Origin of the sequence: Micromonospora sp. WMMD998, assembly GCF_029581235.1 — a bacterium.
Classification (GTDB): domain Bacteria; phylum Actinomycetota; class Actinomycetes; order Mycobacteriales; family Micromonosporaceae; genus Micromonospora.
Genome location: NZ_CP120740.1, coordinates 2,684,190 through 2,705,673, shown reverse-complemented (window position 1 = coordinate 2,705,673; position 21,484 = coordinate 2,684,190). Strand labels below are relative to the sequence as shown.

The following is a 21,484-nucleotide window of genomic DNA, read 5'->3' as shown; positions in this document are numbered from 1 at the left end:
AAAGCCTCCAGTCAAGACCAATGCCTCGGCTACGCTACGCCCACCAAAAAGGCATCAATGCGCTGTCGCATTGTCGCGAGGTGCGTCTCATGTTCCGGGGATTCAAGAAGCCATCGTGCTCCGTAGCTGATCAGATCGGAGACCTGCACACCGATGACCTGAGCCACTACTTCGGGACGATCGTGAGGGTCTGCACCCTCTGCAGCCCGCAGTGCCTTGCCCAACTCCTCCATCGGTACCCCTATAGCCAGGGCGGCCTCAGGTAACGACTCCGTGATGGCTTGAAGGACAAGATCTTCTGGACCGGTGCCACCTGGAAGGAAGGTGAGGTAGTCATGCTGGCATTGCGGAGCGTCTCGGCGGTCCCCGTCAAGGACACCAAGCGCGCGAACTCCAAGGTTGCAGCGCCAGAGAACCTCGGCCGCGCGTGCCACTTCCCCCTCGCCCCAAACCGCGACGACCTCCACTTCACGGTGAAGTGGAGGTATTACCCTTGCCAGGATTGCCTTGAGAAGCTTTCCCGCGAAGTCGTCCTCTACGATTAGGAGTACATCGGGCCGTACCTCGAGGCCGATCGCACGGATAACTTGCGATGCCGCAGAAGCGTTGGAGATAACGGCGCCAGTGGACCCCCTCTCAATTGTGCGCATCGAGCTGCCAGGTAGCCGCTTTACAATCTCGGCGGAATGGGATGCGACAATCACCGAGAGCTTCTTGGTGACCGCCTGCTCGACGATCACATCGAGCAGGCCCTGTCTGGCACGAGGGGAAAGGAAGTTCTCCGGTTCATCGAGGAGAATAATGTCGCCTTTTTGGGAACTACGAAGGGCACGTAGGACGACGGAGGCCGCCAGCTCACCCAGGCTCATTTGGTCTGGTCCGTATTCGACACCCTGATATCTAAGCTCATAGTAATGCCAGGTGGGCGAGTCCGTCGGCTCAGCGCTCTCTCGCTCGAGTTCTTGGAACGAGACTTGCTCATAGTCACGGCCGAGGATGTACCGAAGGCGGTTAGTCCAGTCCGCCCGAAGGGGCGTGACGTCGGCGGCGGCGCGCTTTTCCTCAAGGCCCTCTGTCTGCCGAACTTGCCGAATTGTGTCGTAACATTCGTATGCCGTATCGACGTATAGGCAGCGGACGGTGGTTTGATTTAGCTCAACCTGGCCGCCTTCTCGCGCAGATTCGACCCGACCTCGTACATCGTTTCCCATCGCAGCGACGGCTACACCTGCAGTCCCGCGACCCTGCAGGTGTGCGGCAAGCACACTCAGGAACTGACTCTTGCCAACTCCGCTGATTCCGCAAAGTACCGTGACACCAGGAGCCATCCGGGCTAGCACCGATCCGAGATAGGAGTGTCCATCAATAGACACCGTTTCCAACGGAAACAAGTCCTCGCCACTTCGAAGCTGTTCGTAGTGGCGTCGAATCTCTGCCAGCCTCACTCCCAGCGCCCCCACTCTCGGTCGGCCGCGGCCCGGGTAAGCAACAAATCGAGGTCCCGAGCCCTAGGTAGTGACAGTTCTTCAGCTAGAGCCAATACAAGAGGGGCGGGCGGTGCTGTCGCGTTAGGCGCCCCTCCAACTCCTACCAGGAATAGCCACAATATTGTGTCGCGCACCGTAATAGATCCGACAGTCAGTGCTTCGACCGCGGCGCGCTCGTTGAATATGCCAAGCACTTCCACCGCCGGCAGGTGCGCTAATGCGCCTCTGAGGGGCGCCTCGCTATCAAGCTCGATTCCAGCAGCCAGCCGGCGGCGTTGAGGCTCAAACCACTCCATGAGGTAACCGACGTAATGTTCGATAGTCGATCCGAATCGCCGCTTAGCGTGCAGCAGGAGCAGCAGCCACGAAACGAGCGTCGCCTTTGCAAACCGCACGGCAGGTTCGTCCAGCGCAGGAAGGGAGAGAAAATTCCGCAACGCCTCACTGACCTCTTGGTACACGGTCTCCGGCACCGGCCGAGCATCCTTGAACCACTCGACCGAAAAGGGGGAGTCGCTGGCTGCGGCTCGCACGTCACGACACTGAGCAGATAGCATCACCCTAGCGATCACGTCCTCGTATGCGAGGGCAGCATTCGAAAAGCCAATGCGGTCGCTAGTAAGTCCCCAATCGGCCGCAGCTAATACGAGCTGGCGGACCTGCTCCCCGAAGGCGCCCGACTCCACAACCTTACGCTGAGCCGGGGAGAGACGGTCGGCATCGTTAAGGCGGACAAGGGCAGGCCGAAGCTCACTCGCGGTGAGTCCTTCAAACTCAATGACAACGAGCGGGTAATCGTCAATCGCAACGCGGAGACCGGCCGGCAACTCGCCGTACAGGCTCCCATCGGCCTCACGGAGTAGATCGTCGCGTGGGGCCATACGACCATCGACGTCGAGCTTGCCAGCTACAAAGTCCCGTAGCACCGACAGCCGTTGTCCGCCGTCTACAACTGTGCGGCGTTGATCGGTACCGGCAGCCACGTAGACAGGGCCGATTGGCCAGCCCCGCATGACCGAGTCCAGCAGCCGTCGCTTCCGGTGCTCAGGCCACTCCGGAGCGCCGGTCCGGTCCAGTTCGATGGACAGCTTGCCGTCGTTGAGGTCTCGTAGCAGATCGCGGACGGTTACAACACGAGGTTGGGCCGGAGAGCCTAGGGCCCTAGGTGACGCCATGGCGGACCGCCTCATCTCGCCGGTTCCGTTCAGTAGTACTGACGGATGTAGTCGTACGCCTTGGTGAAGAGTTCCTCATCACGATGGAGCTTGTACTTGAGCAACGTCCTTCGCAGAGCCTGCTTGACGTCGCGCTCGCCACTGATGGTGTGCTGCCATCCCGGAAAACGAACCTTCTGCACAATGTCCTCAATGTCCGAAACAATCCGCTCGACGGCAACCGGGGTTGAACCGTTCCGAACGTCGTGAAAAAGGCGCGTGAGGGCGCTCCGTGCTTGGTTCTCGCCGGGAGCGTAGACGGCGTGTTCCAACGCGACTGCCTCCCTCGCCAACTCGAGGAGCCGCTTGAGGAAAGCAAGGCTCGTGAGTTGCCCCAGGGTGTGATGTTGACGCAGCCGTTCGAGCCGTTCTGATAAGGCCACGAAGCCGGGGTTGTCCTGATGCCGCCGTAGCCGTTGGCTCAGCTGGAATTCAACCCGTCGCAAACTACGCTCCGGCGTACGTTCCAGCGCCTCGACCATCTCCGCATCCATCACCAGAGTTTCCAAGTCGTCGCGCAGCACGTCGACCCGAACATGGGCGTTAATGATCTCTACCGTCTTGGCCCCGAGCATGTGCCAAAGCAGTCTCCCCGTCCTTCCCCCTGGTTGTACGGAACGGTAGACCTGGGTGAGCCAGACGTAGTCGCCGCGGTACCTCTCGAGAATAGGGTCCGGGGAAAGCGCCTCCCACAATCGAGTTAGGCGGTTGTAGGCGGCGGCGAAATGGTCCCGGATCGCATCGTTAGGGAGCCGCTCTTGCGCGGCAAATAGCCCCTCGTAGCCCTCGACCCTTCGATCGACGTCCGGGAAGAACCTCAAACATGCAGCCAACGCATCGGGCAGCTCCTCTGACAGGAGCCCGATGTCGGTCACGACCTGTTGCATCGCGGCCTCGTCGAATTCAAGTGCTTTGGCAAGATGATCGAAGACGCCCAGGTAATCGACCACCAGCCCATGCGTCTTGCGTTCACCACCGTACTCATACGGTCGGTTTGTACGACAAATCGCCTGCAGCAGATTGTGGTCCTTAATAACCCGGTCTAAGTACATCGCCTGAAGAATCGGCGCGTCAAATCCAGTGAGTAGCTTCGCTGTGACGATAAGAAGCTTCAGAGGATCCGACGGGTCCCTGAAGCGCTCCAGCAACTGCTTTTCCTCGTCGGGCGTCCGGGCGAAGCGCTTGTTGAGCCAGGCAGGCGTGCCCGAACCGGTGGAGATAACGACTGCAGAGCTTTCGGGCCCCAGAAGCTTGTCAAGCTCCTCCTTGTAGAGTGCGCAACTCTCCTTATCGAAAGCAACCACTTGGGCCTTAAAGCCGTTCGGCTCAACCTTGGCCCGGAAATGCTCTGCGATGTCGCCGCAGACCTTAGCGACGCGGTCCGAGGCCTTGACGAGCCGCCCCATCCGGCCAGCCCGCCGGGACAGGCTCTCTCGATCTTCCTCGGACAGGCCATCTGTCAGCCGATCGAACTCGGCCTCAATCGCAACGTGATCAATATGAAACTCGGTAGGCCGTGGCTCAAAGTGCAGCGGAAGAGTGGCCCGATCCCGAATCGAGTCGGCCTGGGTGTAGCGGGAAAGGTAACGACCAGGGTCAGCATCCGCGCCGAATGTGCGGAAGGTGTTTCGTTCACGCTCATTTATGGGCGTCCCCGTCAGCCCGAACAGAAACGCACGAGGCAAGGCCGACCGCATCCGCTGGCCAAAGTCGCCCTCCTGCGTCCGGTGCGCCTCATCAACCAAGCACACGATGTTCTGACGTTTCGACAGAACGCCGCTTGTGTCGCGGAACTTGTGGATCGTCGTGATAATGATCTTTCTCTGTTCGGTGCGTATCAACTCGGCCAGATGTTCGCCAGACTCAGTGGAAACCAGATTTTGGACATCCGCCGCGCTAAACGTCGCGGTAATCTGGGTGTCCAGATCTACACGGTCGACAACGATGAGAACCGTCGGTGAGCCGAGCTTCGGATGAGTCCGCAACTTTTGCGCAGCGAATACCATGAGAAGTGACTTGCCCGAGCCCTGGAAGTGCCAGATTAGGCCCTTGCGAACACGCCCGGCTACCACTCGGTCCACAATGAGGTTAGTCGCCTCATACTGCTGGTATCGGCAGATCACCTTGGTCTTTCGGTGACTCCGGTTCGTCGCGTAGACCGTAAAATTGCGTAGTATATCAAGGACGACTGTCGGAGCCAGCAGGCTAAGAAATGCGGCACCGACGCCTCTCAGGCCGTCTGAACTAACTTCGTTCCCTCCCCGCCATGGCGCCCATTGCGTCAACTCAGAACGAACGGAGCCGAAGTACAGATCTTTACCCTCGGTGGCGAACGAAAAAGCATTGGGAACGAAGAAGGCAGGAACATCCTCCTCGTAGCCATGGATATCCAGCACGCCGTCTGCCCAAGTCACGGCGGGGCGAAAGGGGGTCTTCGTTTCACCCACGACCAACGGTATGCCGTTGATCCAAAGCACCACGTCGAAGCGCCGTTCAGTTCTGCCGTGGCGGAGAGTTACCTCACTAGAAATTGTGTACGAATTGCGAGACGGGTCGTCAAATTCAATCAGCTTGACGGGCACATGCTGATGATCTCGCCCGAAGGGCATCGACTTCTCGCCGAGTAACCAGTGCCGAAACTCTTCGTTGGCTCGCACCAAGCCGGCACTCCGGGCCGATAAGATGATTCCCCGCAGTTGGTACATTACCTCGTCGGCCCGGGCCGGGTCTGCCGCGATCTCCGGGTTGAGCCGCACCAGCGCCTGGCGCACCTCACTTTCGACCACTACGTCGAGCTCAGAGCGGTCCAACTCTGTGCCGCGGACCAGGCGCCACCCACCACCAGCCGACGACAGCAGATCAAGAGCTAGCGCTTGGACACTGTTTGCCTCGTTGAAGCTCATTAGAACTCCGAAAGCAAGAAGTTCAATAGCCGTGGCCTGAGTTGTCGGGTTGCTCCCAGATGCTCAGCGAGTCGGCGGCGAAGCTCTCCAGCCGCCATCACACGTGCCACCACCTCCCGCTGCACGTCTAGGGTCGGTACAGGCATCGGCAAGGCGGAAAAAATGCTTGCGGTCATATGTGCCATCGATGTCGTCCTCGCTGCTACCCTAGCGAACTGCCCCAGATGGAAGCAGCGTCGAAACCACCCATGGGCAAACTCGGGTACTACATCAGGGCCACTCCTGAACCGAAGCAGCGTCATCTGAAAACAGCAGTCGGGAATTTCACCTTGGTACAGCGCCGACCTACCAACCAGATCTAGGCTCTGCCCCTCATTGAGGAGAATGTCACCGGGCAGTAGGCGATACTTGGCGAAGTCACTCTCTTTGAAGTTCATGCTCAGCACGTCGTCGAGCATGAACTCGTCGTCGCCTACGTTGGCCACTCTGAGGTACGGCCGCAGGTTCGTCCCCATGTGCACCTTGGGCTCTCGTTTGAGACCCAATTGCACTTCACCCGCCTCAGACACTTTGCGGACGGGCCATGATGGATCGTGATAGGCCCGTGCAAGGACCGAGATCTCCGCTTCCCGTGCCTGCTCGTAGGCATCTGCGTTTCTTGCTGCGGATTCCTCCGCTGCCCACAGCAGGTCGGCGATGCGGCGCTGCTCGGCCATAGGAGGGAGGCGGAAGTTGAACCGCGCAAGGTCACTCCACTTCGTCCTTGGCGAGAGTGACCCGGCAGACGTCCTAAGTGCATGCTGGAGGAACACGTCGGCGTGCACGATAAAAGGCAGCAGTTCAGGCAAGAGATGTTCAGCTACCGCCTCGAGGACGAGGATGTCACCGGAACAAACGCCATCGAAGTCCGGTACCGCCGCCTTACGTTGATACACGCGGCGCTTTCCAAACAAGAGCTGGCCCGCTCGGAACTGACGAGTAAACGTCGTATCGTCGCCTAGGACTCCCCATCGCCGGACGTTGAGTACGCCCGAATCGAGATGCTCAAGACCCACGGCTCTCTCCAGGCCGCGCTCGGCCGGATCAAACCCGCTTCCCGTCATGTTTCGAACTACGTCGCCAAATGCAACACGGATCCACTTAGAATGATCGAGGTTCACTTGGCGGCTCCCCGCATAGTCGCCATAAGCACCTCTACTTCGTTATGCGTCCTCCGGCCTCGGATGTCCCATGCAGCGATAGCTTCCTCAAGGCCGGCTCGATCGATTACCTCAGCCGTTTGTGCTGCTGCGACGTACAGTGGGATGGACAGCGACGACTCATTGGCGAAAATCTCCTCTGTTGTCGCAATGCCAGCGAAACCCTCAACATCTGCGAAGCCTTGGTAGGCGCCCAGAATCCGCTCAATATGGTGTTGACCCAAAAAGGATTGCGATCTCTGTCTTGAGATCTGGTCTACGGCGTTGATGAATAAGACACGCCCCCGCCGCTCCGGCGCCTTCGATGCGCGACAGATGACCACGCATGCTTCCATCGGAGAGTTGTAAAACAGTCCAGGCCCAAGGCCCAGCACGCACTCGAGGACGTCCGAGCGAATAAGTTGTTCTCGCAAAGCCCGCTCCTCTTGGCGAAAGAGGACCCCGTGAGGGAAGAGAATGGCACAACGACCACTGCTGGGTGTCAGAGACGAGATAATGTGCTGGAAAAATGCATAATCTGCCCGCCCTTGGGGCGGAGTTCCCCAGCGGTTGCGGCCCCATTTGTCTTCGCTGAACGCCTTGCGATCCCATTGCTTAATTGAGTAGGGTGGATTCGCGAGGACAACATCGAACGTGCGGAGTCGGTCGTCAACCAAGAATCTTGGGTCTGAGAGGGTATCCCCTCTCTCGATACGGAATTCCTCGATGCCATGCAGGAATAGGTTCATGCTTGCAATCGACGAGGTCATTACATTGCGTTCTTGGCCGAACAGGCGGAGAGTACGGTGCTCCTTACCCTGCCTTCGCACCTCGGCAACAGCAGAGACCAGCATCCCGCCGGTGCCGCAGGTGGGGTCATAGATGCTCTCCCCGGGTTGAGGTTCGAGCATCTTCACCATTAGGTGAACCAGCGTCCGGTTGGTATAGAATTCCTGGGCAGTGTGACCAGAGTCGTCTGCAAACTTCTTCACAAGGTACTCGTATGCCTGGCCGAGCTCGTCTTCAGGAACGTTGGCCAAGGAGAGAGACTTTGTAGAAAAGTGCTCTATCAGGTTCCGCAACGTCTCGTCCGACAGCCGCTCTTTGTTTGTCCATTGCGCGTCGCCGAAGATGCCGGCGAGTCGCTCTGGGTTTACGGCCTGGATGTCGTACATAGCCTTGGCTAGGGCCGCGCCGAGATTCTCCGGTACCTGGCGCACATCCTCCCAATGGGCGCCATCCGGGATTTGAAACCGGTGGTTTTCAGGCTTGTCAGCTAGGGCTTCGTCTTCGTACACGGCAAGCGCTTCGGCCCGCTCCTCGTCGTAGACGTCACTGATGCGCTTGAAGAATAGCAGCGGGAAGATGTATTGCTTGTAGTCCCCTGCGTCAATCAGCCCTCGCAGCAATTTCGCGGCGCCCCAGAGGTACGCCTCTAGCACCGCTTGCGTCAGGCGACCTTCAGCCTTCGTCATGGCAACAGTCCCCACTCTTTAAGGTGGTCGCGAAGTCGCTCCTCGGCGTGTCGCGCTTCGACGAGTGCGGCCTCCAGCCGTGCGGTCGCTTCGTCCATGCTGGCCGGCTGCCTTGCATTTCGCGGGGCTACATAAAGTGAGATGTTTAGGTTGTAGCCGTTGCGTGCGATCTCGTCCATGTCTGCTACGTGCGATCGACGAGGAACCTCGGCGAAGGATCGGTACCAAGCGAGGATGCGGTTAACGTGCTCGACTTCCAAGATGTTCTGCGAACGAGTTTTCCGGAATTGATCTGCGGCATCGATGAAGAGCACTTGGTCGTGGCGGTCTGCCGGCTTGCGGTCTCGAATGATCAGGATACATGCGGCAAGACCAGTGCCATAGAAAATGTTTGGCGCCAGCCCGATTACTGCCTCGACCTTCCCCGACTCCAGCACGCGACGACGAATCTTGGCTTCGCCCTTGCTACGGAACAGGGCGCCCTGTGGCAAAACCACGGCTGCTCGCCCCGACTCCGGGCACATGGAGCTCATCATGTGCTGCACCCAGGCGTAGTCGGCCGACCCCCGCGGGGGGACGCCGGCGAAGTTCCGCTGGAAGGGGTCCTTCGACCAGACCTCCTCACCCCAAGCGGATAGCGAGAATGGCGGGTTGGCAATAACACAGTCGAATCTGGAGAGCCTGTCACTTTCATAGAAGGCGGGGCTGCGCAACGTGTCTCCTCGGGCGATGACAAAGTCGTCCGCTCCATGCAGGTAGAGATTCATCCGCGCTATGCCCGCAGTGGTCAGATTCTTCTCTTGCCCAAAGAGTTTTCCGTAAAGCAATTGCGGCCGGCGTCCCCGGTCAACTACGTGCTGCACGACCTCAATTAGCATCCCGCCGGTGCCGCACGCCGGGTCGTAGATTGTTTCACCCGGCTGCGGGTCGAGTATTTCTACAAGCAGCCTGACTACAGCCCGGGGCGTGTAGAACTCGCCGGCCTTCTTGTTCGACAGGTCAGCAAACTTCTTGATCAGGTATTCGTAGGCCTGCCCGAGCATGTCCGGCTCGACCGCGGCATTGGTCAGTGGTTTTGATGAGAAGTGCTCGATCAGGGTGCGCAATACGTGGTCAGAGATGCGATCCTTGTTTGCCCAAGGCGCATCGCCGAAGATCCCGTAGAGGGTGCCTTGGTTTGCTTGCTCGATTCCGTGTAGGGCGGCGAGAAGCTTCGCTCCGACGTTCTGTTGTGCACGACGGACATCTTCCCAATGGCAGCCCTCTGGAATCTGGAACCGGTGATTCTCGGAAAAGCGGGCGTATTCTATGTCGCCGTCGGACTCTTCAAGGGCCTGGCCGAACTCCTCAATATAAACATCGCAGATTCGTTTGAAGAAGAGGAGCGGAAAAATGTAGCTCTTAAAGTCCGCTTGATCGATCGGCCCGCGCAGAATATTGGCGGCCTGCCACAAGTGGGATTCCAGGTCGGCGAGAGAGATCGGTCGGCTCGCCCTCGCCAGTGCTTCCACCTGTTCGAGCACGTCGTCCTCGGTCACGCGGGCCGCTCCGTTCATTTTCCAGCGCTGTGGATGGTTGGTCCACGGTAGCGGCATGGTGTGACAGGCTGCGTCGGAGCTGTCGCCCGGGTCAGACCAGCCCGTGTTGATACCTTATTCGGTGGCCGGCAACCAGGACTAGGGGGCAGGTTCCCGGCGCTACATGGTGTTAGGTCGGTGTGAGCTGGTCAACATGGGCGCGGCCTCTGGGACCAACTGGGGCCGCCGGGGTAGGGGTGCCTTCGACTGCGGTGCCATCCCGATGCCGTCGACCCGCCCTCTGTGGAGCGGGCCGCCGCCCGGCCCGCCACGTCATCAACGAAGGAGCGGGGCCGGTCAAGGGTGAGGGTTTGAACGGTTGAGGTTGTTTCGTCCTTATTCCGGCATGGTGGTGGGCAGGCATGTGTGCGGCGTCGGGGCCAAGGGTGGGCCGCAGGCCCACTCCGGTAGGGGCTTGGCCTTGGCGCCGGCGCCGTGGACGCCATCGTGATGATGCCGGAAGACGGTGTTGTGGGTGGTGGTCGCGTCGCCAGGTTCCGATTGCTGTCGGAGGGGCAGGCCGGGTTCGGCTGCCGGTCATCCATTCGCCCTGTGGGTTCGGGGGCATGGTGGCGTGCGACCGTGACCGGACGGGGTCAATCAAGCGGGCGGCGTCCCCCGTCGGCCGACGGGGGACAGACACAGAACGGCCGCGCGTCCGGTCACGTCCGAACCTGCTCACGCCGCCGCCCGGGCCTGGCGGAAAGTGGCAGACAAGCTTGCACCGACAAGCGAGCGGCCCGGAGTGACCCTCGATCCGCCGCCGTGGGTTGCGGGGACAGCACTCAGCGCATGGTCGTCACCGACAGAGATCCGTGTAATGCAATCCGCTCGCCTGAGCTACGGTCAGGAGTTGGCAGGGCCAAGGACCTTCAGGCCGCGGTGGTGGTGGCCATTGCAGCGAGCGAAGCGGACTTCGCGGATTTGACGTACCGCGGGAGCACCCCCGTTGGGTCGGCCCATCAGTTCTGTCGCCACCGTCTTCGTAGGCGATGGGCGACCGTAGGGGGCAACGATCCTGTCGGGAGCGGACAGGGCACAATCAGACCGTGATCGCGAGCGTGTTCTTCGACGTGGGCGAGACGATCGTCGACGAGTCTCGGGAGTATGGGACCTGGGCGGACTGGCTCGGCGTACCCCGGCACACGTTCTCGGCCGCCTTCGGCGCGGTGATCGCGCGCGGTTTGGACTACCGGGAGACGTTCCAGGTTTTCCGGCCAGGCTTCGATCTGACCGAGGAGCGGGAGCGCCGCGCAGCGGCTGGTCAGCCGGAGCACTTCTCCGAGGAGAACCTGTACCCCGATGCTCGGCCGTGTCTGGCCGCGCTGCGCGAGTTGGGCGTGCAGGTCGGGCTGGCTGGTAACCAGACCGCACGGGCCGAGACGATTTTGCGCGCCTTGGACCTGCCGGTGGACGTGATTGGCACGTCGGACGGCTGGGGTGTGGAGAAGCCGTCGAGGGCGTTCTTCGACCGTGTTGTGGTGGAGGCGAGTTGCCCGGCCGGCCAGGTGCTGTATGTCGGGGACCGGCTGGACAACGATATCCGGCCGGCGCAGGAAGCAGGGATCGCGACCGCGCTGGTTCGGCGCGGCCCCTGGGGATACATCCTCGACGACCAGGCCGTCAGCGAGCGCTGCGTATTCCGGCTCGACTCGTTGGCTGAGCTGCCCGAACTGGTGCGCAAGCACAACGAGTCGGCGGCCTAGCTCCCAGGTAGGGCGGCTCGGCTGGCGGCGAGGGCGGCGATCCGTTCGTCGAGCTGCCTGCCCTGCCGGCTGTCACCGAGTAAGGGCCGGACGGCCCTGACTCGGTCCAGGCCGGTGCCGTACCAGTCCTTGTGTAGGGCATCCATTGCCTGGTTGAGGTAGTTGGCGGCGTGGTCTCCGTCGCTGCGGTGTGCGGAGGCGAGGTCGGCGAGGATGACGCTGCGCTGCTTGGCCGCGGTGGGGGTCAGGCCGGCGAGGGCCTGGGTGAGCTGCCTGGCGGCCTCTGGGTGGTCGTCGGCCGCGAGGGCCGCGTAGCCGGCGAAGGAGTGCAGCCGACCGCCGTCATAGAAGTCGAGCCATTCCGGCGGGGTCGGGTTAGCCTCCATCGCGGTTGCGGCGAGGTCGATCTGGTGGCGGCTGGCTGCTCCGGCGCCGGCGCGGGCTTCGACCTCCGAGGCGACGCAGTGCAGCCAGGACCGGACGGCCGGGCTGACGCCGTGCCAGGTGTGCTGCAGCGCCGCGTCGACCAGCGGGCGGGCCGCGGAGGGGTCGTGGCTGAAGGCGGGGATGAAGGCCATGTGGCCGAGGACCGCGGCGGCCAGGGCGTGGTCTCCGGCTTCCCGGGTGGCGGCGAGGGCGACGTCGTAGCAGCGCTGGGCGATGGCGGGCTGGTTGAGGTCGAAGAACGCCAGCCGGGCGGTGAGGAGCGCGGACTCGGCGAGGGCGGCGGCGAGGGTGATGCGGCTGGTGCCGCTCGCCGCTCGGACGAGTCCGGTGCCGAGCTGGGTGTGGGCGTAGGCGGCCTCGTAGAGCGGCCGGGCCGGGCTGGTCCAGTACAGGGCCCGCTGGCAGCGAACGATGTCGGTGTACGCGTCCGGGTCGATGGTCTTCGTGTCGGCATGCGCTGCCTGCGGGTCCAGTGACAGCAGCGGCGCGACGAGGGGCAGCATGCTGGCGCCGAACAGTGCTCGCAGGACGGCTGCTCGGTCCCAGCCGGCTTCGTTCTCGTCTCCGGTGAGCATGTCCCACAACCTCCTGAACTCGTGCAGTGTCTCCGCCTGCGGGCACATGGCCAGCTCATCGGGGGTGAGGAGGCCGAGCTGGCTGGCTGGCTTGTCGAAGATGGCCACCAGGTGCTTGCGGTAGCGGGGATCGGGCCACCGTTCGCCGGTTTCCATCGCCGCACCGTGTTCGCGTTGAGACCGGTATCGGTCTCTCCGGTGTGACTCATTCCGGCGCGGATGCGCTCGGCGACCTCCTCGTACGACCAGCCCCGCTGGAGCCTCTCCCACGCTAGCCGCCGGTTGGGGGGATAGCGCCGCCCGGTCATCTGAGCACCTCCGCGCGTTGCCTGTCGACCGCAGTCGACGCTAGCGACCTTCGCTACCGACCGTCACTACCCGGTTGCGAGCGGACGGGTAGTGGACGGTACCGCCCGGCTCCTGTGGACGGTTTGCTGTTGACGAGCGTCGAAGACCGCTGCCGAGCGGCGGGCCAGCTCACCGACCCATTGTCATCGACGCCAGGAGATTCATGGTGGGCAGATTGATCGAGTCAGGCAAGGCGGCCAGTGAGTTGACCTGTCCGACTGTAACGGCGGCCGGATGCGCGTTCGTGAGGGTGACCCCTCGTCCGCGTACCGCCATCAGGGCTGCGCGGGCGGGTGACCGGCGGGGTGCTCCCAGCCGCCGCCTCGCGCTGGCGGACCCGCCGGGATTCCGGCGGGTCCGCCAGGACTGGCAGCCGAGGAGCTTTGTTCGTCGGGCGGTGGCGCAATGACCGTTTACGTCTCGCGGCACGCCCTCGCCAGCACCACGGGCACCCCACACCCCTCGATTCCCGTCTCGGTCCGGGCGGCTACCGGCCGGGCGACGGTCTCGCTGGCGGACCCGCCCTTACTCACGTACGTATGGCAGTGGGTGTTCGCGCAGCGGACCGGTATAGGCGGGCAGCGATGATGGCCCGGGTGCTGGTGGTGACCGGCGCTGCCAAATTCATCGGCTCACATTTGGTCGACGCGCTCCGCGGCCGTGGTGTTGAGGTGGTCGACCTCGACGCTCTATGCCAATCAACCCCGCGCACCCGATTGGCCGCTGGTGAGACCGCCGAAGGTGCGGGCCGTCAGCGCCGCTCCCTCGGGGAAGGGGCTCACTGCCCTGCTTCCGATCGCGCAGCCGGGCCGGGTGGGCAACTTCGTTCTGGGCAAAAGTGGCGCGCGAATGGAGGCCGCTGGTGATGACGTCCAAGCTGCCCATCCCCAGCGCCGGACCTAAGCCGAGCCGGCCGAGCTACAGGACGGAGACAGCACCCCCGCATACCCCGCTGCGGCCGATTTGGGCGTGCCGCTCGTGTGGCCGGCCATGGCCCTGCGCCGAGGCGCGTCTCCTACTAAAAGTTGAGTACGAGTCCGCTCTCCCCGCCCTCTCGATCTACCTCAGCGGCTTGATGTACGAAGCGATGCGCGACCTCTTCCATCTAAACCCGCACGACGGGCCGAGCCCGCGCGAGATGTTCGAGCGCTTCGTGGCCTGGGTGCCGTTCCGAAGGTCAATCCTGGAGGGCCGGTGACCATGCGCTGTCGCCTGCCGAGGGCGAGGGCGCCTCCACACCAACCTTGCCGCGAGCCTCCCGCGCACCATGATCGCCTACGCAAGACATGCACGGACGCAACTCCACTTCGAAGGTGACGCGAAGCCACACCTTCCTCGCTGACCCGCACAGAACCAAGGAGGAGCCTTGAGTATCACCGCAGACAGGCCGGTCACGACGACCGCCGCAGACCCTCGCACCCTCGTCTCGGCCGAGGTGTTCGACAAGATCGCCCGCTACGTCGCTGCCAGGCAGGAGGTGACCCAGACCTACGCCGAACGCGCTGTCGGGCAGTTCCTCGTCTTCCTGAAGGCGTACGCCGACCGTGTGGACCAGCCCGACTTCGGGATGCTCCTGCCGACCGGCGAGTCCTACCGGGTCGTGCCGACCCGGCCGGTCGACGCCGTATGGCACGCCGCCCTCCAGATCAGCGAGCCATACACCACCGCCTGCAAGGAGATCGCCGGCCACTACGTACACCACCGGCCGATCCTGACTGAGGCCATGCAGGACGGCACCGCCATCACCTACACACTCGCGGCGCTGCACGACACCGGCTACCGGGTCGACATGGAATTCTGGGGTGGTGAGGCCGAGTCCTGCTGCCCGCCGAACCCTCCTCAGCCCGGCAAGTAGCAGAGAAGAGAACCGATGCGTAGCGACTGGACCGCTCTGCCTGACAGTGTCACGACAGGCATCGCCGAACGGATCGGCGGAGCCTTCGACGTAACCCCGGCTCCCAGTGGCAACCACGCGGAGATCGCCTCGACGGTCACCGGGCCCGCCGGACCGGTCTTCGTCAAGGCGGCCCTGGGAGAGCTGAACGTTCGGTCACTGCGCTACGAGCTGGCGGCAACCCGGGCCATCGACCGGCACCCACCCGCAGTTCTGTGGCACTTCGAGTCCGATGGCTGGCTGGTGGTGGGGACCGAGCATCTTGCCGGTCCCCACCCCGACCTGTCACCCGGCAACGCGGATCTCGATCTGCTCGCAGTCACACTGAAGGCACTTCAGGAGACTCCCGCGCCGGGCGAGCCGTGGTTCACCCCGACAGCCCGGCTCGGGTTCGCGCACCCGGCGATGGACGGCAAGACACTCATCCACTCCGACCTCAACCCGGCCAACCTGATCGTGACCACACACGGCCTACGGATCGTCGACTGGGCGTGGGCAACCAAGGCCGCACCATGGGTCGAACTCGCGTTGCTCGTCCAGTGGCTGATCGGCAGCGGCCACAGCGCCGAACAAGCAGAAGAATGGCTAGCGCAGTTTCCCGCATGGACGGCGACCGACCGCGACATCCTGGACGACTTCGCGTCAAGGAACGCATCGAAGTGGTCGGCGAAGTCCCGGCAGAGCACCGAGAGCTGGGTACACGACCTCGCGATGTGGACCGGCGACTGGGCGGCCCACCGGACCGACGGCCATCAGTCACGCCGCTGAGCCAGAGCGGGCCGCCCTTTCCTCAGGCGGGTACCGGTCGCGGTACCTCCGGCTTCACGATCAGCCGGCGGCGCGGTCGGGAACGGTAACCAGTACCGCCGCTGGCCGGCCGACGGCGGTGGGAACCTAAGCCGGACCGCCTGCTCCCAATCTGCTCCCAATTTAAGGGGCAACAGCGAAGGAGCCCGTTACCGGCGATTCCGGCAACGGGCCTCCTACCTGCGAATATTCATGGTGGGCGATACTGGGATCGAACCAGTGACCTCTTCGGTGTGAACGTTGACCTCGTTCGCCGGCGTGCCTCAACCGATACCATCTGATGCCGCTAGGTTCCGAATGGACGCCGATTGACACCGACCAACCTCGGGCGACCAGCACTGTCTTGCTGACTTCTTGCTGACCGAACTCCCCCGCTCCCGTAGGCACCGCAGACCCTCTTGGCCCGCAACGGGACGCCTGCTCGCTGGCGTCAACGACGCAGATGCTGCCTACGAATCACAGAGCAGGAGCAGCAGAAGGGCCACCCGACCGCTCTCCCGCACCATTGCCCTGCATCTCGTCCTCGCCAACTAGCTCGATACGCTCCCAGGTTGGCACCGGATCGTCCATATACTGCGTCAAGGCAGACAAAAGCACGCCGCTCTGCTTCCAACCAATACTTGCCATAAATTCGTCTACATCGTTAGAGCTCTGAAGTTCCGCAAGCAAGGATTCGAGCCAGCCATGGTAGGTGCGGTTACGTCGAGTAAGCACGAAAGGCCACTTCAGCCTCGCACTTATGCGCACCTTAACTTTATAGGCACTTACCGTGTTCGCTGGCTTTCGGACGACAAACTGATAGAACTCTGAATCCAAGTGCGTCGCAAATCCCTCGAATGCAACATCTAATTCCAGCTTGACGGCACGGTTTTCGAATACGATTCCACCATCCGCCTTTCGACTAACCTTGCTACCCTTTGGTAAAGTTAGTTCAAATCGATAATAATAGCCATTAGGCCCCGATTGAGAGATCAACGTACGGCCAGGCTCTTCAACGAAATCAACGGGGGAAAAGGCGGGCCGATCCCGAATATCTCGCGACACTAGATCTAGCACCCGATTGCGTAGCAGAACTTCAGGGATGGAATCTCGCGTGAAATGCTGAAGCCTATCGTCCGAGAATTTTCCCCGTTCGAAGTAGCTACGGACGTGGACGACAATCTGCTCCAGAATTAGGTACTCGGACAGCTCGCGAACCAAGCGGTAGCGCCCCCGCTCCAGCCCATCCCTCCAGGTGTCGTCTTTGCGGTCTACATCATCCCACTGCCGCCGAAAGGCATCATTCTCCGCGAACACCGCTTTCGACAGATGACTGAATTCGTTTCCGAAGTTATAGCCAGGAATCGAGACGGATTCACCCTTACGATCAAGCAGGAACACAACTCTGGGAACAAGGTTTGCTGAACGACGCCTCAGCCGAAGGTACCCAATCACACCAACGCCGAAAACACAAATGACCATACCAGCAATTCCAGGGATAGTGCTTCCTGCCCACTCTGCGATCAATCCGCTAATAAGGTTGACCGCGAGCGAAAGCCCAACTGCAAGCAGCACAAATTCCAGAAGGTACTCCCTGCTTCGCTGCTCGTCGCTTATGAGCGGGTACTTCACTCGCCCTCCAGATTGCTATCAAAAACCATTTGCATGATTCTCGCCCGACCGAACCAACAAGAGGCGTTCATCAACTTATGGCATGACCAGTCGCCACCGCCAGACCAAGACGGACCGCCCCTGCCTGCCATCCCGTCTGCCGCCGACCCACACACCGTGGAGCGGGCCAGGGCCAGGGTGACAAGGTGGAGCGCCCTACCGGACGTACGACCTTGTCACCCTGGCCCTGGTCTGCTCGGCTTGCCTGGGTCGGTGGCTGGCGGGATGGCATCCCACCTCAACCACCCACCACCGGAACCGTTCGGCAACTCCATCCTGGAGTCGTCTGGCCCCCGCCGGAGGCACAGCTCTAACCCCTGCCCCACCCTCACCCACCACCCCTACACCACCTCAACCCCTCCCCCACCCTGGGCCTGAGCGACCGGGCGGAACCGTTCGGCAACTTCGCCCGCCGCGGTTGGCATGCCGGATCTCGTGCTAATTCGGGATCGTCGGAACCGGGTGGCAGGTGTCCGCCTGGCCCTAGTCGTCCTTCGGGACTCGTCACCGGGTCACTTCACTGACCCAGGTGTGACGCGGGGGGCGGGGCGTGGGGTTCGGGCCGGTTGATTTTCCGCCCCGGCGCCGTAGGCGGCCGGGGCGGCGGCTCCGCAGGAGCCGTTTGCCGCGCCCCGGCCCGCGCCGCGCGGAGCGCTTGATCTAGTACAGGCTAATTCGGCAACAGATCACGGACAGCGCGCCGAGTCGACCGAGCTGGCACGAACACAACGCCACCCGTCCGCCGCCATCCTGTGCAGCCTCTGGAAGCGTGGGGCTCATCCTCGCGTGACGCAGGCTTCCTCGATCGGCTCCGCTCGTGCTCGCCTTTCGTCCTTCTGCTCATCGGCTCCGCGGTTCCCTCTCGGCCCCCTGCCTGGGCTCACCCCCGGTCTCCTTCACCCACGCCACCTCCCAGTCATGGAGGATGGCCAACATGCTTCGGTCCCCGAGCGCGCTCCTTCTGGACTTCGGTGGCGTCCTGGTCGACGCCCCGTCTCCGCAACCTCCGGCGCCGACGGACCTGGTCGACCGGCTCTCCTACCTCGTCGCGGGTACGGTGTCCGTCCAGCAGATCGCCACCGATCTCCGCGAAGGCGCTCGGGCGTACGCGCGGTGGCGTGACGACGTCGGCAGAACCGGCCATCCGGTCGAGCTGCCGCACGCTCGGGTGTGGGCCGACTTTGTCACCCGCACCTGGCCTCAGCCGGCCCGTGACGCCGTCGAGCGGGAAGCAACCGCTCTGGCATACGCCTGGACCTGGCGCGCCGAATGGGAAGTAAGACCCGGAATTCCGGAAGCGCTACAGGAAGCCTTCGACGCTGGCCTGCCTCTCGCCGTCGTCAGCAACACTCTCTGCGGCGCGGCACACCGTGAATTCCTCGCCAGCGTCGGATTGTCGGCTCTCTTCGCCGCCGAGTTCTACAGCGATGAAGCCGGCCCTCGGAAGCCGAACCCGCACCTCGCGCTCCTCGCGGCCGACGCTATCGGCGTACCGATCGGCGCCTGCTGGTTCATCGGTGACACTCTCGGCCGCGACGTTGCCTGCGCTCGGCGTGCCGGCGCCCAGGCCGCGATCCTCATGCGCTCACCCCGCACGGACCGAGAATCGCCGCGCGACGACCTGCGACCGGACGCAAGGGTTGAAGACGGCTACGAGCTGCTCGCACTGCTGCGCCGGGCCTGGGGAGCTTCCGCAGCATCGTCGGTCAGGACGTGACGGTGTATCCGCTCGGCGGCCTCGTGGGGAGACACCTCGGCCGTGTTCAGACTCAGGTTGGCCTCGGGTAGCGGCTCGGTCGCATCCCATGCCTGTAGACGCGCCTCGGCGTCTCCGGTCCGTCGGGCAATGATCCGCTGCTCCCCCACCTCTCGCGGACACCAGAGGTAGACCACAAACCATCGAGCACCGCAGACAGCCGCGGTGACAGCGGCAACGGCTGGCCGCTGGCCCAGGTGCACAACGGGCACCCCGGCCGACAGACTCGTCACCAGCGACGGGTGATCGACAACGTACCGGGCGCCGTACCGCTCGTTTTCCCACACCACATTGCCACTGCGGCGCAGCCCTTCAAGGGTCGACTCGTCGGACATCCGGTAGCCGCTCGTCCGTCCCGGTCCGACCTTCAACCGCGAGTAGAGCTGATACCGCTCGTCGAGGTCGCGCAGAGCGGCAGTGATCGTGTCCTTGCCCGCCGCTGGCGGACCGTAGAGGATCACGCCCCGCATCACTGGCCCTCGTCCGTAAGGATTCCCTTCACCAGTTCCTTGGCCTGCTCCTGCAACGGCGAACTCGACGCGCAGTTGTCGACTACGAGGTGTGCGTCCACTGGACGGAAGTCGAGGTTGATGACGCCGAGATAGCCGTCCCAGTCAGCGAGCTTGTACGCATCCCGCGCAGCACCTCGCCGACGTACGTAAGTCAACATCGTGTCGGCATCGCAGTAGACCCAGACCACGGTCACCACCGCCTTCGCCGCCTCGTAGAACGCCCGGGTTCGGGCTAGCCAAGCTGGGTCGCTGAACTCCCGGATGAAAGGGGCGGTGACGATCACGCTGTTCCCGCACTGAACGTTCTCGCTGGCTGCGTCCTGAAGCGCCTCGTACTCGCGCGGACGGACTTTGCTCAGGTAGGTCTGCGACTCGCGATCGTGCGGCGATAGGCCCAGCGTCTCCAACGCAGCCTCGACCACAGGACGGGTCAGTGTGTCCTTGTCGAGCATCGGCCACCCGGTCTCGCGCGCGAGGATGCGCCCCAGCTCGGTCTTGCCGCTGCCTGCGTACCCGCCCACCAGGATTACCCGGGGCCGCTGAGGTCGGACCTCGCTCCGCCGGAGTTGTTCAGGGGCGTTCACGACTCGCTTGGAGCGGGATTCGTTGATCACCAAGCCTTCCTCAGCCAGCACCTTCATTGCCTCGGTGATGGTGAAGACGCTGACGTCCCACTCCTCCGCCAGCTTCCTGGTCGAAGGCAGCGGCGTGCCATGCGCCAACCGACCCGCCTCAATGTCATTGCGGATGTTGCGCGCCACCTGCTGATGCCGGGCCTCCGGCCGCTCGGTACCGCCCCGGGGAGGGGTCATGCTGCTCCCTGCTGGTTGGGCTTGCGCCACTCCGGCTGTCCTAGCGGTTAGGACGGGCCTCAGGTTACCAGGGCCTAACAGATGAAAGGTGTTCTGCCTGGTCAGTGACTCAGCGCGAGAACTTCGTACCTAACAGTTGACTGTTGTCCATATCAGTTGTTAGGTTGGCTGCATCACAGAGACCGGGTTGCCGGTCAAGTCGCAGCAGCGAAGGAGCAGGCCATGGCCCTCAGGGGTGGTACTCGGTTCTCGGTTCCGTTTGAGGCGGTCTTCCCGCATGGCGCGGTGTTCGTGCCGGACTCGATCGCGGAGGCGCAGGACTTCAACGAGGTGACTCGTCAGCGGACGCCGGCGAAGGACAAGGTGACCGGGCAGCGGGTGTGGCAGTGCCGGGTGATGGACATGGACCCGGAGTTGGGGTCGCGGTCGCGTGAGGTCGCGATCAAGATCCTGGCCGACCACCAGCCGGTTCCGCCGGTGGGTCCGTTCGAGCGGGTGGAGTTCGAGGGCCTGAACGTGACGCCCTACGTCGGTTCGAATGGCCGGCTGGCGTTCTCGTACCGGGCGACCGGGCTGGTGGCGCCGAAGACCCTGGCTGAGTCGCGTGGGAAGGCCGCCTGATGGCCGGCGGGGTGCACATCACGGCGAACGTGCATGTCAGGCCGGACACGGAGTTGTCGTTCTCGCTGTATCCGACGCAGGAGCGGGTGACGGTGCAGATCGGTGGTGCCGATGGTGACGTGACCCTGTTCCTGCCGCGCAGCGAGATCGACCGGTTGGCCGGTGTTCTCGCTGACGCTGGTGAGTCTTTGTCGGTCGGGCTGGCCGCGGCCTGACCCGCTGGCGGGGTGACTGGTGTCGCCGCACGCCGGGCTTCGACTTCGGTTCGGCGTGCGGGGCGAGGTCAGTCAGCCGACTGGCTCAAAGGGTGGTCCGCCGAGAGTTGCAGCTCCCGGCGGACCGGTCGGCAGGACACAGGAGGTCCCACCGATGGCTAAAGGTACTCGCCCGCCGTCGTGCACGTGCGGCAACTCGGGTGCGTGTGGCTACTGCCCGCAGATCGCGGTGATCGCGACCCGGCAGGGGCAGGTGTCGGGCTCGGGTAGCGCTGGCAAGGCCAGCCGTGACGCGGCGGTTCGCATC

18 protein-coding genes are annotated in these 21,484 nt (G+C 63.0%); 8 read left to right on the top strand and 10 right to left on the bottom strand.

The annotated features are described in order from the left end of the window. Window positions 1-29: 29 nt before the first annotated feature. From O7619_RS12795 to O7619_RS12770, 6 genes are read right to left on the bottom strand one after another with little or no spacing between them, the layout of a single operon-like run. Entirely contained in the window at window positions 30-1,445 is a 1,416-nt protein-coding gene (locus O7619_RS12795; RefSeq protein WP_282287871.1) for an AAA family ATPase, read from the bottom strand. Then, complete coding sequence (locus O7619_RS12790) at window positions 1,442-2,662, bottom strand: DUF262 domain-containing protein (protein WP_348774378.1); 1,221 nt, start codon at window positions 2,660-2,662, stop codon at window positions 1,442-1,444. The genes O7619_RS12795 and O7619_RS12790 overlap by 4 nt, the downstream gene beginning before the upstream one ends. A 29-nt stretch (window positions 2,663-2,691) precedes the next feature. Next, window positions 2,692-5,604 (bottom strand): HsdR family type I site-specific deoxyribonuclease, encoded by a 2,913-nt coding sequence (locus O7619_RS12785; protein ID WP_282287868.1) that lies wholly within the window; start codon window positions 5,602-5,604, stop codon window positions 2,692-2,694. Continuing rightward, window positions 5,604-6,764 carry a hypothetical protein gene (locus O7619_RS12780; RefSeq protein WP_282287866.1) on the bottom strand — a complete coding sequence of 387 codons (1,161 nt, stop codon included), beginning with the start codon at window positions 6,762-6,764 and terminating at the stop codon, window positions 5,604-5,606. The genes O7619_RS12785 and O7619_RS12780 overlap by 1 nt, the downstream gene beginning before the upstream one ends. Then, a complete protein-coding gene (locus O7619_RS12775; RefSeq protein WP_282287865.1) occupies window positions 6,761-8,257 on the bottom strand; it encodes a class I SAM-dependent DNA methyltransferase in 1,497 nt (498 codons plus the stop codon). The genes O7619_RS12780 and O7619_RS12775 overlap by 4 nt, the downstream gene beginning before the upstream one ends. Further along, window positions 8,254-9,795, bottom strand: coding sequence for a class I SAM-dependent DNA methyltransferase (locus O7619_RS12770; protein ID WP_282287864.1), 1,542 nt, complete (start codon window positions 9,793-9,795; stop codon window positions 8,254-8,256). Before O7619_RS12770 ends, O7619_RS12775 begins: the two co-directional genes overlap by 4 nt. Window positions 9,796-10,883: 1,088 nt before the next feature. Between O7619_RS12770 and O7619_RS12765 the strand changes: the two genes are divergently transcribed. Then, entirely contained in the window at window positions 10,884-11,540 is a 657-nt protein-coding gene (locus tag O7619_RS12765; protein ID WP_282287863.1) for an HAD family hydrolase, read from the top strand. Here the strand turns inward: O7619_RS12765 and O7619_RS12760 are convergent. Continuing rightward, window positions 11,537-12,718, bottom strand: coding sequence for an XRE family transcriptional regulator (locus tag O7619_RS12760; protein WP_282287862.1), 1,182 nt, complete (start codon window positions 12,716-12,718; stop codon window positions 11,537-11,539). The two genes, O7619_RS12765 and O7619_RS12760, sit on opposite strands and share 4 nt — an antisense overlap. Before the next feature lie 597 nt (window positions 12,719-13,315). Here O7619_RS12760 and amcA point away from each other — a divergent pair. The 4 genes from amcA to O7619_RS12745 all read left to right on the top strand — a co-directional run bounded on the left by amcA (window position 13,316) and on the right by O7619_RS12745 (window position 15,572). Next, entirely contained in the window at window positions 13,316-13,498 is a 183-nt protein-coding gene (gene amcA, locus O7619_RS30160) for a multiple cyclophane-containing RiPP AmcA (RefSeq protein WP_348774363.1), read from the top strand. A gap of 277 nt (window positions 13,499-13,775) precedes the next feature. Continuing rightward, a complete protein-coding gene (locus tag O7619_RS12755; RefSeq protein ID WP_282287860.1) occupies window positions 13,776-14,108 on the top strand; it encodes a hypothetical protein in 333 nt (110 codons plus the stop codon). A 168-nt stretch (window positions 14,109-14,276) separates the two neighbouring features. After that, window positions 14,277-14,765, top strand: coding sequence for a hypothetical protein (locus O7619_RS12750; RefSeq protein WP_282287857.1), 489 nt, complete (start codon window positions 14,277-14,279; stop codon window positions 14,763-14,765). A gap of 15 nt (window positions 14,766-14,780) precedes the next feature. Continuing rightward, window positions 14,781-15,572, top strand: coding sequence for a phosphotransferase (locus tag O7619_RS12745; RefSeq protein WP_282287856.1), 792 nt, complete (start codon window positions 14,781-14,783; stop codon window positions 15,570-15,572). A 495-nt stretch (window positions 15,573-16,067) separates the two neighbouring features. Here O7619_RS12745 and O7619_RS12740 read toward each other — a convergent pair whose 3' ends face one another. Next, window positions 16,068-17,222 carry a hypothetical protein gene (locus O7619_RS12740; RefSeq protein ID WP_282287855.1) on the bottom strand — a complete coding sequence of 385 codons (1,155 nt, stop codon included), beginning with the start codon at window positions 17,220-17,222 and terminating at the stop codon, window positions 16,068-16,070. A 973-nt stretch (window positions 17,223-18,195) separates the two neighbouring features. Here O7619_RS12740 and O7619_RS12735 point away from each other — a divergent pair. Then, window positions 18,196-18,978 carry an HAD family hydrolase gene (locus O7619_RS12735; RefSeq protein ID WP_282288808.1) on the top strand — a complete coding sequence of 261 codons (783 nt, stop codon included), beginning with the start codon at window positions 18,196-18,198 and terminating at the stop codon, window positions 18,976-18,978. Here the strand turns inward: O7619_RS12735 and O7619_RS12730 are convergent. Together O7619_RS12730 and O7619_RS12725 are read right to left on the bottom strand one after the other, a co-directional pair. After that, window positions 18,912-19,487 (bottom strand): kinase, encoded by a 576-nt coding sequence (locus O7619_RS12730; RefSeq protein WP_282287854.1) that lies wholly within the window; start codon window positions 19,485-19,487, stop codon window positions 18,912-18,914. The two genes, O7619_RS12735 and O7619_RS12730, sit on opposite strands and share 67 nt — an antisense overlap. After that, complete coding sequence (locus tag O7619_RS12725) at window positions 19,487-20,341, bottom strand: GntR family transcriptional regulator (protein WP_282287853.1); 855 nt, start codon at window positions 20,339-20,341, stop codon at window positions 19,487-19,489. Before O7619_RS12725 ends, O7619_RS12730 begins: the two co-directional genes overlap by 1 nt. A 222-nt stretch (window positions 20,342-20,563) precedes the next feature. Between O7619_RS12725 and O7619_RS12720 the strand changes: the two genes are divergently transcribed. Continuing rightward, entirely contained in the window at window positions 20,564-20,962 is a 399-nt protein-coding gene (locus O7619_RS12720; protein ID WP_282287852.1) for a transcriptional regulator, read from the top strand. After that, window positions 20,962-21,177 carry a hypothetical protein gene (locus O7619_RS12715; protein WP_282287851.1) on the top strand — a complete coding sequence of 72 codons (216 nt, stop codon included), beginning with the start codon at window positions 20,962-20,964 and terminating at the stop codon, window positions 21,175-21,177. Before O7619_RS12720 ends, O7619_RS12715 begins: the two co-directional genes overlap by 1 nt. Window positions 21,178-21,484: the final 307 nt, after the last annotated feature.

Excerpts from the sequence above, each read along its gene's own strand:
- O7619_RS12790 (WP_348774378.1), bottom strand. The coding sequence starts at position 2,662 with ATGGCGTCACCTAGGGCCCTAGGCTCTCCGGCCCAACCTCGTGTTGTA.
- O7619_RS12785 (WP_282287868.1), bottom strand. The coding sequence starts at position 5,604 with ATGAGCTTCAACGAGGCAAACAGTGTCCAAGCGCTAGCTCTTGATCTG.
- O7619_RS12775 (WP_282287865.1), bottom strand. The coding sequence starts at position 8,257 with ATGACGAAGGCTGAAGGTCGCCTGACGCAAGCGGTGCTAGAGGCGTAC.
- O7619_RS12760 (WP_282287862.1), bottom strand. The coding sequence starts at position 12,718 with ATGGAAACCGGCGAACGGTGGCCCGATCCCCGCTACCGCAAGCACCTG.
- amcA (WP_348774363.1), top strand. The coding sequence starts at position 13,316 with ATGACCGTTTACGTCTCGCGGCACGCCCTCGCCAGCACCACGGGCACC.
- O7619_RS12755 (WP_282287860.1), top strand. The coding sequence starts at position 13,776 with ATGACGTCCAAGCTGCCCATCCCCAGCGCCGGACCTAAGCCGAGCCGG.
- O7619_RS12745 (WP_282287856.1), top strand. The coding sequence starts at position 14,781 with ATGCGTAGCGACTGGACCGCTCTGCCTGACAGTGTCACGACAGGCATC.
- O7619_RS12735 (WP_282288808.1), top strand. The coding sequence starts at position 18,196 with ATGCTTCGGTCCCCGAGCGCGCTCCTTCTGGACTTCGGTGGCGTCCTG.
- O7619_RS12730 (WP_282287854.1), bottom strand. The coding sequence starts at position 19,487 with ATGCGGGGCGTGATCCTCTACGGTCCGCCAGCGGCGGGCAAGGACACG.
- O7619_RS12725 (WP_282287853.1), bottom strand. The coding sequence starts at position 20,341 with ATGACCCCTCCCCGGGGCGGTACCGAGCGGCCGGAGGCCCGGCATCAG.
- O7619_RS12720 (WP_282287852.1), top strand. The coding sequence starts at position 20,564 with ATGGCCCTCAGGGGTGGTACTCGGTTCTCGGTTCCGTTTGAGGCGGTC.
- O7619_RS12715 (WP_282287851.1), top strand. The coding sequence starts at position 20,962 with ATGGCCGGCGGGGTGCACATCACGGCGAACGTGCATGTCAGGCCGGAC.